Origin of the sequence: Metallibacterium scheffleri, from assembly GCF_002077135.1 — a bacterium.
Classification (GTDB): Bacteria; Pseudomonadota; Gammaproteobacteria; order Xanthomonadales; family Rhodanobacteraceae; genus Metallibacterium; species Metallibacterium scheffleri.
In genome coordinates, this window is the sequence record NZ_LDOS01000002.1 from 237,736 (window position 1) to 250,450 (window position 12,715).

At 68.2% G+C, this 12,715-nt stretch carries 11 protein-coding genes; 7 read left to right on the plus strand and 4 right to left on the minus strand.

Annotation, left to right across the window (positions count from 1 at the left end; genetic code table 11):
* Window positions 1-2 precede the first annotated feature (2 nt).
* The 4 genes from Mschef_RS06255 to Mschef_RS17645 all read left to right on the plus strand — a co-directional run bounded on the left by Mschef_RS06255 (window position 3) and on the right by Mschef_RS17645 (window position 4,400).
* Window positions 3-1,457 carry a glutamate synthase subunit beta gene (locus Mschef_RS06255; protein ID WP_081127011.1) on the plus strand — a complete coding sequence of 485 codons (1,455 nt, stop codon included), beginning with the start codon at window positions 3-5 and terminating at the stop codon, window positions 1,455-1,457.
* Window positions 1,458-1,625: 168 nt separating this feature from the next.
* On the plus strand, window positions 1,626-2,270 hold the full coding sequence (locus tag Mschef_RS06260) for a glycine zipper 2TM domain-containing protein (protein WP_081127012.1): 645 nt from the start codon (window positions 1,626-1,628) through the stop codon (window positions 2,268-2,270).
* A 179-nt stretch (window positions 2,271-2,449) separates the two neighbouring features.
* Complete coding sequence (locus Mschef_RS06265; RefSeq protein ID WP_081127013.1) at window positions 2,450-3,349, plus strand: hypothetical protein; 900 nt, start codon at window positions 2,450-2,452, stop codon at window positions 3,347-3,349.
* A gap of 166 nt (window positions 3,350-3,515) precedes the next feature.
* Window positions 3,516-4,400, plus strand: a complete 885-nt coding sequence (locus Mschef_RS17645; RefSeq protein ID WP_081127014.1) for a hypothetical protein — start codon at window positions 3,516-3,518, stop codon at window positions 4,398-4,400.
* 40 nt (window positions 4,401-4,440) lie between these two features.
* Here Mschef_RS17645 and Mschef_RS06275 read toward each other — a convergent pair whose 3' ends face one another.
* The 4 genes from Mschef_RS06275 to Mschef_RS06290 form a co-directional block, all read right to left on the minus strand.
* Window positions 4,441-6,684 carry a xanthine dehydrogenase family protein molybdopterin-binding subunit gene (locus tag Mschef_RS06275; RefSeq protein ID WP_081129860.1) on the minus strand — a complete coding sequence of 748 codons (2,244 nt, stop codon included), beginning with the start codon at window positions 6,682-6,684 and terminating at the stop codon, window positions 4,441-4,443.
* Window positions 6,681-7,217, minus strand: a complete 537-nt coding sequence (locus tag Mschef_RS06280) for a (2Fe-2S)-binding protein (protein WP_081129861.1) — start codon at window positions 7,215-7,217, stop codon at window positions 6,681-6,683. The genes Mschef_RS06275 and Mschef_RS06280 overlap by 4 nt, the downstream gene beginning before the upstream one ends.
* A 109-nt stretch (window positions 7,218-7,326) precedes the next feature.
* Window positions 7,327-7,809 (minus strand): GreA/GreB family elongation factor, encoded by a 483-nt coding sequence (locus Mschef_RS06285; protein ID WP_081127015.1) that lies wholly within the window; start codon window positions 7,807-7,809, stop codon window positions 7,327-7,329.
* 31 nt (window positions 7,810-7,840) lie between these two features.
* On the minus strand, window positions 7,841-9,160 hold the full coding sequence (locus tag Mschef_RS06290; protein WP_081127016.1) for an APC family permease: 1,320 nt from the start codon (window positions 9,158-9,160) through the stop codon (window positions 7,841-7,843).
* Between the two features lie 254 nt (window positions 9,161-9,414).
* Between Mschef_RS06290 and gcvT the strand changes: the two genes are divergently transcribed.
* From gcvT to gcvPA, 3 genes are all read left to right on the plus strand, one after another.
* Complete coding sequence (gene gcvT, locus Mschef_RS06295) at window positions 9,415-10,500, plus strand: glycine cleavage system aminomethyltransferase GcvT (protein WP_081127017.1); 1,086 nt, start codon at window positions 9,415-9,417, stop codon at window positions 10,498-10,500.
* 66 nt (window positions 10,501-10,566) lie between these two features.
* The gene (gene gcvH, locus Mschef_RS06300; RefSeq protein ID WP_081127018.1) at window positions 10,567-10,965 is read left to right on the plus strand and encodes a glycine cleavage system protein GcvH; all 399 of its coding nucleotides are present in this window, start codon (window positions 10,567-10,569) and stop codon (window positions 10,963-10,965) included.
* 62 nt (window positions 10,966-11,027) lie between these two features.
* A complete protein-coding gene (gcvPA, locus tag Mschef_RS06305) occupies window positions 11,028-12,392 on the plus strand; it encodes an aminomethyl-transferring glycine dehydrogenase subunit GcvPA (RefSeq protein WP_081127019.1) in 1,365 nt (454 codons plus the stop codon).
* Window positions 12,393-12,715 lie beyond the last annotated feature (323 nt).

Sequence of the window (12,715 nt, forward strand, 5' to 3'; positions counted from 1 at the left end):
CCATGGGCAAGCCCAGTGGATTTCTCGATTGCCCGCGTCAGGATGAGCCGCGCGAGGCGCCGGCTACGCGCGTGCGCCACTGGCGCGAGTTCACCCCGGCCCTGGCCGAGCCCGCGGCGCGCACCGAAGCGGCGCGCTGCATGGACTGCGGCATTCCGTTTTGTCACAACGGCTGCCCGGTGCACAACCTCATTCCGGATTTCAACGATCGGGTGTGCAACGGGCGCTGGCGCGAGGCGCTGGATGCGCTGCACGCCACCAACAATTTTCCAGAGTTCACCGGACGCGTGTGTCCGGCGCCCTGCGAGGCGGCCTGCACGCTGGGCATCCACGCCGCGGCAGTAGGCATCAAGGCCATCGAGCACGCCATCATCGACACCGGCTGGGCGCAGGGCTGGGTGCAGCCGCAGCCGGCACATGCAGCCAGCGGGCGCCGTGTGGCCGTCGTCGGCTCCGGCCCGGCCGGGCTGGCTGCCGCGCAGCAACTGGCGCGCGCCGGCCACGCGGTGAGTGTGTTCGAGCGCCAGGCGCGGCCGGGTGGCCTGTTGCGCTATGGCATCCCCGATTTCAAGCTCGACAAGGCGCTGATCGACCGACGCCTGGCGCAACTCGAAGCCGAGGGTGTGGTGTTCCGCTGCGGCGTCGAGATCGGTGCCGCGGCCGGGCAGCTCAGCGCCGCCGAATTGCTGGACACATTCGATGCCGTGCTGCTGGCCGTCGGCGCCGAGCAGCCGCGCGATCTGCCGATACCGGGCCGCGCGCTGGATGGCATCCACTTCGCCATGGATTTTCTGCGCCCGCAAAATCAGCGCAATGCCGGCGCGCCGGTGGTCGACGCCATCGATGTCGCCGGCCAGCGCGTGGTGGTGATCGGCGGCGGCGACACCGGCAGCGATTGCGTGGGCACCTGCAACCGCCAGGGCGCGCGCAGCGTGACCCAGTTCGAGCTGCTCGCGCAGCCGCCGGTGCAGGAAAACAAACCGCTGGTGTGGCCGTACTGGCCGATCAAGCTGCGCACTTCCAGCAGCCACGAAGAAGGCTGCGCACGCGACTGGGCGGTGGCCACGCAGGCGTTTCTGCCGGGCACTGGCGCGGCGCACGCCGATCACGTGCGCGCGCTGCGCGTGTGCCGCGTCGCGTGGCGCGACGGGCGCATGCATGAACTGCCGGAAAGCAGCTTCGAGATCGAGGCCGACTGCGTGCTGCTGGCGCTGGGTTTCGTGCATCCGCGTGCGCCGCTGCTGCAGGCCTTCGGCGTGACCAGCGATGCGCGCGGTCACATCAAGGCCGAGGCTGGCATGCACGCCAGCAGCTATGCGACCAGTGTGCCGTGCGTGTATGCCGCTGGCGACGCGCGCCGCGGCCAGTCGCTGGTGGTGTGGGCGATCCGCGAAGGCCGCGAGGCGGCGCGCGCCATCGACGTGCAGTTGCGCGCGAGCACGCTGCAACCCTGTTGAGGCCAGTTGCCGCGATAAGCCTTGGTTTCGCAGGCAAGCACGCGATCCGCGTGCAGGCAGCGTGCGCGCTTGCACCGCGCCGGTTCAACATCGATTCAGCGCTTTCGGTTACGTTGACATCGCGCGCGCCTCGCGCGCTTGTGTCCAACCGCCACAACGGAGAAGTCCATGAACATCCTGATGCGTTCCATGCTGTTGGGTTGTGCGCTGGCTGCGATCGCGGCGCCCGCGTTCGCCGATCCGCCGGACTGGGCGCCCGCGCATGGCTGGCGCGATCACCACGAAGGCGACGGCCCGCGTTATGTCTGGGCGCGCGTCGAGCGGGTCACGCCGATCTACGCGCGCAGCGGTTACCCGGTGCGGCGCGAGGTGTGCGAGCAGCAGCCGGGTTATGTGGTTTCGCAGGAGCGCTACCAGCAAGGCCCGGGCAGCACCGCCGGCACGCTGCTGGGCGCGGTCATCGGCGGCGCGCTGGGCAATCAGGTGGGCCACGGTGACGGTCGCGCCGCGACCACGATCGCAGGTGCGGTGATTGGTGGCGCCATCGGCAACAACGTCACGCGCGGTCCCGGCTACTACAGCGAGCAGCAGAGCTACCAGCCCGGCTACCAGAACTGCCAGGTGCAGCAGGGCTGGCGCGCGCGCGAGCAAGTGGTCGGCTACGACGTGATTTATCGCTGGCACGGCAATGACTTCCAAACCCGCACCCGCTACGCGCCCGGCGAGCGCATTCGCATGCGTGTGGATCAGATTGCGCGCCCTTCGGGTGATGGCTACGGCGGTGGCTATCGTGGCGGTGGTGACGACCACTGAGACGAACCATCGAGAGCAACTTTCGACGGGGCGCCAAGGCGCCCCGTTTTCATGCTGGAAGCGCCACGCGCGCGTGCAAAGCGCTCGAAAGGTTGCGATATGTATCGACAACATCGGTTTAGCTTGCGTGCGCCTGCAGCCTACTAAGCTCGCCGCGCTGTACCTTTCCCGCGAGCCGCATGCACAACGATCCGCTGCCTTCCGCCGCTGTGTATGCCTACCGTCCCGCACGCGGGCACGCCGCGCATGCGCCCGGTGTTCCGGCGCTGGCGTTCGACCGCGAAGGCCATGCGTTGCTGCACGCGCTTTACTGGCAGCGACGGCCCGACCCGCGCCTGCGCTGGATCAGCCTGGCACTGGTGCTGTTGCTGCACGTGCTGCTGGCGTGGTGGTTGTTTGTCGCCTCACGGCCGTTCGCGATCAGCGTGCCGCATGCGCCGGGTCACGTGCTGATCGTGCGTCTGATCCCCAGCCACCGCGTGCTGCCGCCACCGCCCGCGATCGCATTGCCGCCGCCGCTGGCCGCACCCGTGCCGGGCACTCACGCGCCACCGCGCCGGGCACTGCCCGCCGCGCGGTCCGCGCCCGCGCTGGCGCCCGCGCCATCCAGCACGCCGGCAGGCACGCTGCGGCTGTATTCGCCTGACGGCGCGTTGCTGCTGCCCAGGACCGTGCACACGCCGCCGCCCGCGGCGGCGTTCGCGCCACAGATGCCCACGGCCAACGTGGACATCAATCCGCGCCAGGTCGTGGCGCCGACGACGCACACGGTGTTTTCCAAATACTGGATTCCAAAAAACGAAACCCTGCTGGACAAGCTCGTGCGCGAAACCGTGCAGGCGTTCACCGTGCCGGTGCGTTTACCTGGCAACACGCACCTGAAGTGCATGATCGTGCCGCTGGCGCTGGGTGGTGGATGCACGTTTGGCGGACCCGATGATTCGCGATTCAAGCCGCCCAGGAACGCCACCACCATCCAGTTTTTGCCCGAGAAACCGCTGGTGCCCGGGATGGGCTTTCCGCTGCACGCTGGCCGCAGCGCGCCCGCGCATGCAGCCAGCGTGCAGCGTCGGCGTTGACCATGTTGTCGAGCCCACGCATCGTGTTGGTCCCGGTGCGCAGGCGCTCGAGCTGGCTTGAGTGAGCACATGTCGTGTCGGGGCCACGACATGGAGAAAGTGCAGAGCGGTGCCATTTCGACATACTGCTAGGCTTGCCGCGGCATCGCCCGCATCCCCGAGCCGCATGCACACCGATTTGCCCCAACCCGATGCCGCTTACGCCTATCGCCCTGCGCGAGGCCGCGCGGCAGGCGGGCGTGGCGGTCCGCAGCGCGCGTTCGATCGTGACGGTCATGCATTGCTGCGCGAGATGCGTGAACGGCGCCGTCCCGATCCACGTTTGCGCTGGATCAGCCTGGTGCTGGTCCTGTTGCTGCACGTGCTGCTGGGGTGGTGGTTGTTCATGGCCTCGCGGCCGTATCCGATCAACGTCACGCAGGCGCCGGGCGAGGCGCTGATCGTGCGCCTGATTTCCGCCGCGCGGCCGTTGCCGCCGCCGCCGGCGATCACGCTGCCGCCGCCGCTGACCGCGCCCCCGCCCACCGCGCATGCGCCGCCGCGCCCGGCACCGCCAGCCGCGCGCCCCGCGCCGCCGGCGGTGCCCACGCCGAGCAGCACGCCGGCCGGCACGCTACGGTTGTATTCGCCCGATGGCAATCTGGTGTTGCCCAAGTCCACGGCGCCGCCACCGGTCGCCGCATTCGCTGCACAGGCGCCGCGCGCCAATGTCGATCTCAACCCGCGCACCGTCATCGCGCCGCCGCGGCACACGGTGTTCTCCAACGCCTGGGTGCCGAAGAACGAAAACCTGTTGCAGAAGTACGTGCGCAAGACCATGCAGGAAATCACCGTGCCGGTGCGCCTGCCCGGCAACACGCGGGTCAAATGCGTGATCCTGCCGTTCCCGCCGGGCGGCGCCTGCGGCATCGCCGGGCCCAAGCAGTTATCGCACTTCACCGCGCCGGCGAATGCGAGCACCATCCAGATGCTTCCGGCAACGCCGCTGGTGCCGGCGGCGTCTGCCAGCCGCGGGCCCGCACCCGCGGCCAGCGTGCCGCCCCCGCGCTGAGGCGAAAGTCGTGCCTGGCATGCGCGACGGCCGCGCAGGCCTAACCCATGCGCGCCAATTGCGCGGCGAAGGGCATGCGCCGCAGGCGTTTGCCGGTGGCCGCGAAGATGGCATTGGCCAGTGCCGGCGCGGCGCTGGGCACGCCGAGGTCCTCGGCGCCCACCGGCGTGGCGCCGGATGCGATGGCGATGACCTCGACCGCGCGCGGCAGCTCGCGCATGCGCGCGATCGGGTATTCGGGAAAATTCTGCTGCTGTACCTGACCGTCCTTGACGGTGATCTCTAGCTTCAGCGCGGTGGACAGGGCATCCAGCGTGCCGCCCATGATTTGCGCGTCCACGCCCAGCGGATTGACCACGCGCCCGACATCGACCACGGCGACGGCGCGATGGAAATGCACCTTGCCGCCTTGCACCGATACTTCCATGGCGTGCGCGCAATAGCCGCCGGCGCTGAACGCGCAGGCCAGCCCGCGACCGTGGCCGGCCGGCACGCGCGCGCCCCAGCCGATTGCCTGCGCGGCGCGCTGCAGAACCGCTGCGAGGCGACCGCTGTCGAAGGTGACGCCCTGCACCTGCCATTGCCGCGTGGCGCCCAGCAGCGCCAGGCGCAGCTTGAGCGGGTCCTGGTGCGTGGCGTGCGCGATTTCGTCGAGAAAACTCTCGATGGCGAACGTATTGGAATCGTGCGAGGGCGCGCGCCACGCGCCGCGCCACAGCGGGAAATCCAGCGCGTACCAGCCGAGCTGGAAGTTGGGCACCAGCCCGGCGGGCAGCGCATCGGACTGCATCTCCGAGGTCCACAGTTGGCTGGCGGGTACGCCGCGATGCCACAGCCGCGAGGTGCTGGCGAGATGGTGTTGCCAGGCTTCGACGCGGCCCTTGCGATCGGTGCCGGCAGCCAGACGATGCACGCCGAAGGGGCGATAGACATCGTGGGTCATGTCGTCCTCGCGCATCCACAACAGCTTGATCGGCTTGCCTGCGGCCTGCGCCAGCAGCACCGCCTCGGCGATGTAGTCGTCATCCAGCCGTCGTCCATAGCCGCCGCCGATGCGCGGCATCTCGATGAGAATGCTGCCGGCATCCAGGCCGGTGAGTTTTTGCACGATGCTCAGCGCGCGGCGTGGACTTTGCGTGGGCGCGATCAGATGCGCGCGATCGCTGGTGATCAGCGCCATGCAGCTCATCGGCTCCATGGTCGCATGCGCGACGAAGGGCACGTGGTACTCGGCTTCGATGTGGTGCGCGGCGGCCTTGAAAGCCTTGGCGAAGTCGCCGTCGTTGCGTACCGGCGTGGTCGGAGTGCCCTTGAGCAACACCTCGGCCTGCTGCGCCAGTGCCGCGCTGGAGGCGTCGCCGCCGTGGCGCGCGCGCCAGCGCAGCGCCAGTTGCGTGCGGCCCTTCAGCGCCGCCCAGGTATCGCGCGCCAGCACCGCGACGCCAGGTGCCAGCGGCACGTCGCCGATCAGTCCGCTGGCTTCACGCACGCTGATGAGGATGATTTTTTCCACGCCCTCCACGGCGCGCGCGGCGCCGTCGTCGAGGTGTGCCAGCTCGCCCTCGGCATAGGGACAACGCGCGATCACCGCCACATAGCCGTCGCCCCAGGTCTGATCGAAGGCGAAGGCCTGACGGCCGCTGAGCATGGCGCGTGCGTCGACATCACCGGCCGGCTGGCCGATCAGCCGATAGTCGCTGGCCGGTTTCGGCGCCACGCCGGCGTCGGGCAACTGCAACTGCGCGGCGGCCGCGGCCAGTTCGCCGTAATCCAGGCGCCGGCCGTCCGGCGCGATCACCCAGCCGGCGTGCGTGCCGAGGCGCTCGGCGGGCAGATTCCAGCGTTGCGCGGCGGCCTGGCGCAGCAGCCAGCGCGCGGCGGCGCCGATGCTGCGCAAGTCCTGCCACGCCTCGGCGATGTTGCGGCTGCCACCGGCGTGCTGCGGTCCATACAGCCAGCGCGGCTTGCCATTGTCGTCCTCGACGCCCAGCGGCATCGCCAGCACTTCGACGCGCGCCCAGTCGGCGTCGAGTTCGTCGGCGATGATGCGCGGCAGCGACGTGCGCACACCCTGACCCGTATCCGGTGCGCGTGCGCCGATCAGGGTACGGCCATTGGGCTCGATGCTGACGAAGGCGCTGAGTCGCGTCCAGTTGTCGCCGAGCAGCGCCAGCGGCAGCGGCAGCGTGGCCGCGTGCAGCGCGCGCAACGGCAGGCCGACGATCAGCGCGCCGCCAGCGCCCAGCATGACCTTCAGGAATCGACGCCGATCCAGCTCGCTCATGCCGGATTCTCCGGCTTGCCCGCCCGCGCGCGCGCCGCGCGCAGGATCGCCTTGCGGATGCGCGGATAGCTGCCGCAGCGGCACAGGTTGGGCAGGGTATCGAGTTCGGCTTCGCTGGGCTGCGGATGGTGTTGCAGGAGTGCGTGCGCGGCGATGAGCTGGCCGGTCTGGCAGTAGCCGCACAGGATGGCATCCTCATCGATCCATGCCTGCTGCAATACGCCGGGACTGCCATCGGCCAGGGCCAGGCCCTCCACGGTGGTCACCTTGCGTCCGGCGAGGGTTTGCATCGGCGTCAGGCAGGCATGCGCTGGCTCGCCGTCGATCAAGACGCTGCATGCGCCGCAGGCACCGATGCCGCAGGCGTACTTGGTGCCGGTCAGTTGCAGGTAATCGCGCAGCCACCACAACAGCGGCATGTCCGGATCACCGGCGTGCAGGTAGGGCTTGCCATTGACCTGCAGATGGATGCCGCTGCGCTTGGGTTGCGGCGTGATATGCGCGGGCGGGACTTGCGGGGGCAGCGGAGCCATGGCGCGGATCTCGTGGGCAGGACGCATTCTCGCATTGCGCAACGGGCTGGCGCGCGCGGCATGGCGCGTAGTTCAGTACGCGGCGGGATACCGCTGCGCTGCGTGCACCTCAGCGCGGATATTCGATGTGCGTGACGGTCAGTGTCTGCGCGCCGGCAGGACGCCGCCAGGTCACCTCGTCGCCGACCTGGGCATCGAGCAGCGCGCGCGCCAGCGGCGATACCCAACTGACCTTGCCGGCACTGGCATCAGCCTCATCCTCGCCCACGATCTGCCAGCGTTGCGTGGCACCAGCGGCATCTTCCACCGTGACCACGGCGCCGAAGGCCACTCGCTCGGGCGGCTGCGCAGCCGGATTGACCACGATGGCCGCCGCGATGCGCGTATCCAGCCAGCGCAGATCGCGCGCCAGCACCAAGGCGACGGCGGCATCGGCACGCGTCTGCGTGGCTTGCAACTCGTTGCGCACGGTCGTGGCACGCGCACGCAATTGCGCCAACCCGGATGCGGTGACGTAGTTGCGGTGTTCGCTCAACGTGCGCTCGGGCAGGGCCTCGGGCGCATCGGACTCCTTGGTGAAGGCGCGACTCATGCTCAATGATGTGGTGGCGCGGGGCGCACGATCAAGCCGGCTTGCGTCGGCTCCAGAACGCATACACCGGCAATCCGAGCAGCATCACCAGCAGGCCCATGCCGGCATTGCCCGGGCTGTAGGCCACGGTCACCACGACCACCGCCAGCACCAGCGCTATGAAAACCACGGGTTCCAGCGGATACAGCGGCGTGCGGAATCCGCGGTAACCGGGTTGTCGGCGCCGATACCAGAACAATGCCGCGATGGTCGCGGCGTAGCCCAGCCAGTCCACCACCGTGGTGTAGTTGAGCAGCCAGGCGAAGCTGCCGCTGAGGGCCAGCACGATCGACCAGCCGGCCAGCACGATCAGCGCGCGTTGCGGTGTGCGCCGGCGTGGATGCAGCACGCCCAGACTGCGGAAAAACAGGCCTTGCGCGGCAATGGTCTGCAACACGCGTGCGGCTCCGCCCAGCGCCACCGCGCAGTACCCGAACGTGGACACGGCGATGCCGGCGGCGATCAGGCGTTCGCCCAAGGGTCCGAACGCTTGCCGCATCACCGCGGCAGCCGGCGCCTCGCTGCGTGCCAGACCGGCATGCCCCAGCGCCGCCAGATAGCCCAGGTTGACCAGCACGTAGACCAGCATCACCAGCAGCAAGCCGCCGATCAGCGCGCGCGGCAGCGTGCGCAACGGATCGCGTACCTCGCCGGCCAGCGCATTGAGATAGGCGAAGCCGCCGTAGGCGAACAGCACCGGCAGCAGCGCCAGGGCGAAATTCGGCTGGCCGATGGTGGGGTCGGCGGCCAGCGCGGCGGGCAGATGCGGCGCCGCCAGCCACAGGCCGGTGCCGGCCAGTGCCGCCACCGCACCCAGCTTGAGCAGGCTCAGCACATTTTGCAGTGCCGCGCCGGTGCTGATGCCACGCGCGTGCACCAGTGCGATCAGCACCAGCGCGCTGCTGCCCAGCGCCGGCGCGCTGTGCAGCGGCAGGCCGACCGCGGTGGCCGCGTAACGGCCGAAGATCAGCGCCACCGCGGCCAGCGAGCCGGGCAAGTCGGCGATCAGCATGGTCCAGCCGAACAGGAACGCCAGCAGCGGCCCGAACGCCTCGAAGATGTACAGATAGCTGCCGCCCGCCTCGGGTCGGCGCGCGCCCAGCTCGGCGAAGCACAGCGCGCCCAGCATGGTCAGCACACCGCCCAGCACCCAGGCCAGCAGCAGCTGGGTGCCTGAATGCGTATGCGCGGCGACCACCGCGGGATTGAGAAAAATCCCCGCGCCGATCACTCCGCCGACCACCAGCAAGGTCGAGGAAAATCCACCCATGCGGCGCAGGTAAGTAGCGCTCGCTGTCACCGTGTCGCTCATGCCGCTGGCCCCTGTGCGTGGATGATCGTGCCGGCAAGTCTGCCTGAGTCGTGCCGTCAGTGCCTGACGGGTCGGGCGCTGCGCGCGGCTGCCGGCGCTGGCCAGGCTGCGTGCTGTCCATTGCCATGGATAAGGGGGCGAGCATGCATGACCGGGATTTGCGCAGAGGGCGTGGTCCACCCGACATGCCTCGCATTTGGTGTCGCGACCCGCAAGGACGGATAATCCGCGTTTCTCCTTGCGGCAATGCCTCCATGACCGAGATGACCGTGCTCAATCCCGTCCACCGTGCGTTGGGCGCGAAGATGGTGGACTTTGGCGGCTGGGACATGCCGATCAGCTACGGCTCGCAGATCGAGGAGCACCACGCGGTGCGTACGGACGCCGGCATGTTCGATGTGTCGCACATGACCGTGGTCGATCTGCGTGGCGCGCGCGTGCGTGAATTCCTGCGCCAGTTGCTGGCCAACAGCATCGACAAGCTCAAGGTCTCGGGCAAGGCGCTGTATTCCTGCATGCTCAATCCCGAGGGCGGCGTCATCGATGACCTGATCGTGTATTTCCTCGATGAAAGCCACTTCCGCCTGGTGGTCAACGCCGCCACGCGCGACAAGGACCTGGCCTGGATACGGCAACACGCTGCGCGCTTCGGCGTGCAGGTCGAGCATCACCCGGAATTGGCGATGATCGCCGTGCAAGGTCCGCATGCGCGCGCCAAGGCCGCCAATCTGTGGCACGCGGAATTGGCGGCACGCGCGTTGGCCCTCAAACCCTTCAGTGCCACCCGCGAGGGCGCACTGTTCATCGCGCGCACCGGCTACACCGGCGAGGATGGTTTCGAGATCACCCTGCCGGGTACCGAAGCCGCCGCATTCTGGCGGCGCCTGCAGGACGCCGGTGTGCAGCCCTGCGGACTGGGTGCGCGTGACACCCTGCGCCTGGAGGCCGGCATGAACCTCTACGGCCAGGACATGGACGAACGCACCACGCCCTTCGAAGCCGGCCTTGCGTGGACGGTGAGCATGGACGAGGGTCGCGATTTCATCGGCCGTGCCGCGCTCGAGCGCCAGCAGCGCGACGGCGTGCCGCGGCAGATGATCGGCCTGGTGCTGGACGAAAAGGGCGTGCTGCGCCATGGCCAGAGCGTGCACACCACGCAGGGCGTCGGCGAGATCCTCTCCGGCACCTTCGCGCCGACGCTGGGCAAGGCGGTGGCGTTCGCACGCATTCCGGCCGGCGATCCGGGCGCGGTCAGTGTCGGTATCCGCGGCCGTCAGCTGGCCGCGCGCGTGGTCAGGTACCCTTTCGTGCGCAATGGGCAGGCCTGCGCCGGCATTTGACGTTCGTGCCGCTGTCTGCTTGCTAGAATTGTCCACGCTTCCAATCCTCCAACCGGAACTTTTCCCATGAGCGAGATCCCCGGCGACCTCAAGTTTCTCAAGTCCCACGAGTGGGCGCGTCTCGAAGACGACGGCCTCGTGCGCGTCGGCATTTCCGAGCACGCGCAAAGCCAACTGGGTGATCTGGTCTACGTCGAGCTGCCTGGCGTCGGTGACGCGGTGACGGTCGGCAACGCCTGCGCCGTGGTCGAGTCAGTCAAGGCGGCTTCGGATGTGTACACGCCGGTCTCCGGCACCGTGGTCGAAGTCAACGAAGCGCTGAGCGACAAACCCGAGACGATCAACGAGGACGCCTACGGCGAGGGCTGGATCTTCGCGGTCAAGCCGAGCAACTCAGAGGACATGGAGGCGCTGCTCGATCCCGATGCCTACGCCGAGTTGCTCGACGAAGAAGACGCGCACTGAGCGCAGCGAATCGATCTCCGCGCCCGGTTTCGGCCGGGCGCTTTGCGTTCACGGAAACCACCATGCCTTTCATCCCGCACTCCGAATCCGACGTTCGCGCCATGCTTGCGGCCATCGGTGTAGCCCAGATCGAGGATTTGTTCGACGAGATCCCCGCTGCGCTCAAGGCGCGGGCGCTGCAGCACGTGCCTGCGGGCTTGCCCGAGATGGATGTGGCGCGGCTCATGCGCGGCTACGCCGCGCAGGATGCTGGCGTGCTCAACTTTGCCGGTGCCGGTGCCTATGAGCACCACATTCCGGCGGCGGTATGGCAGATCGTCACCCGTGGCGAGTTTTATTCGGCCTACACGCCGTATCAGGCCGAAGCCAGCCAGGGCACGCTGCAGCTGATCTACGAATACCAGACCATGATGACGCGGCTGACCGGCATGGATGTCAGCAATGCCTCGCTGTATGACGGCGCCACCGCGTTGGCCGAGGCGGTATTGATGGCCGAGCGCTGCATGAAAAAGGGCGCGCGGCGTGTACTGGTTCCGCGCAGCGTGCATCCGGCGTATCGCAAGACGCTGCGCACCATCGTCGATTTGCAGCACATCGAGGTGGTCGAGTTTGATTTCTGCCACGCCGGTGCCACCGCCGGCGGCATCGCGGCCGACTGGCTGGCGCGGCAGGATTTCGGCGCATTCACCGCGCTGGTGGTGCCGCAGGTCAATTACTTCGGCGTGCTGGAGGATGTGGATGCATTGACCGACTGGGCGCATGCGCAGGGCGCGCTGGTGATCGGCGTGATCAATCCGCTGGCGTTGGCGGTACTCAAGGCGCCCGGACAGTGGGGCGCCAAGGGTGCCGACATCGTGATTGGCGAAGGCCAGCCGATGGGTGTTCCGCTGAGCTCGGGCGGGCCGTATTTCGGCATACTCGCCTGCAAGCAGGAATTCGTGCGGCAGATGCCTGGGCGCGTCGTCGGGCGCACCACCGACCTCGATGGTCGCGCAGGTTTCACCCTCACCCTGCAGGCGCGCGAGCAGCACATCCGTCGCGCCAAGGCCACTTCCAACATCTGCACCAATCAGGGTTTGCTGGTGACCGCCGCGACCATCCACATGGCGCTGCTCGGTCCCGAAGGGCTGCGCCGCGTGGCGGTGCATTGCATGCGCAACGCACGCGCGCTGCGCGAGCGGCTGGCAGCGCTGCCGGGCGTGCACGTGCCGTTCGAGCGCGCGGGATTTCACGAATTCACGCTTGCGTTGCCGTTGTCGGCCGGCACGGTGATCGAGCGCCTCGCCGATGCGCGAATTCTTGCCGGAGTCGCGCTCGACGAGGACTTTCCAGAGCTGGGTAATGCGCTGCTGGTGTGCGCTACAGAGACCAAGACCGAGGCTGATCTCGATCGCTATGCCGAGGCGCTGGGCCGGGCGTTGCGCTGAAATCGGCGCGTGCGCGGGCAAAAAATCCCGCGACCACGCGCTTCCCCGACAAATTTTTTTTGTTGCGAAGTTCGCTGGCATTCAGCGCCATTTGCGCTGCGCGACGTGTGTCGCGACGAATGCGCGCGCTGCCGCGATGCGCGCATGCGCGGCGGCGCGATGCCAGCAATAGCAAGGCTTGCAGCGCAATATTGAATAAAAAAGTTATGGATGTCTAGATGTCCATACGTCCATTACAGTCAATTATTCATTGTCGCATGGGCTTGATGGCGCGCCACTCTGCCGCGTGCGTTGTGCAGTGAATGCAGCGAAATCGATTGACA

Coding starts and splice junctions, on each gene's coding strand:
- Mschef_RS06280 (WP_081129861.1), bottom strand. CDS start 7,217: ATGGCTCCGCTGCCCCCGCAAGTCCCGCCCGCGCATATCACGCCGCAA.
- Mschef_RS06255 (WP_081127011.1), top strand. CDS start 3: ATGGGCAAGCCCAGTGGATTTCTCGATTGCCCGCGTCAGGATGAGCCG.
- Mschef_RS06260 (WP_081127012.1), top strand. CDS start 1,626: ATGAACATCCTGATGCGTTCCATGCTGTTGGGTTGTGCGCTGGCTGCG.
- Mschef_RS06265 (WP_081127013.1), top strand. CDS start 2,450: ATGCACAACGATCCGCTGCCTTCCGCCGCTGTGTATGCCTACCGTCCC.
- Mschef_RS06290 (WP_081127016.1), bottom strand. CDS start 9,160: ATGAGCGACACGGTGACAGCGAGCGCTACTTACCTGCGCCGCATGGGT.
- gcvT (WP_081127017.1), top strand. CDS start 9,415: ATGACCGAGATGACCGTGCTCAATCCCGTCCACCGTGCGTTGGGCGCG.
- Mschef_RS06275 (WP_081129860.1), bottom strand. CDS start 6,684: ATGAGCGAGCTGGATCGGCGTCGATTCCTGAAGGTCATGCTGGGCGCT.
- gcvH (WP_081127018.1), top strand. CDS start 10,567: ATGAGCGAGATCCCCGGCGACCTCAAGTTTCTCAAGTCCCACGAGTGG.
- gcvPA (WP_081127019.1), top strand. CDS start 11,028: ATGCCTTTCATCCCGCACTCCGAATCCGACGTTCGCGCCATGCTTGCG.
- Mschef_RS06285 (WP_081127015.1), bottom strand. CDS start 7,809: ATGAGTCGCGCCTTCACCAAGGAGTCCGATGCGCCCGAGGCCCTGCCC.
- Mschef_RS17645 (WP_081127014.1), top strand. CDS start 3,516: ATGCACACCGATTTGCCCCAACCCGATGCCGCTTACGCCTATCGCCCT.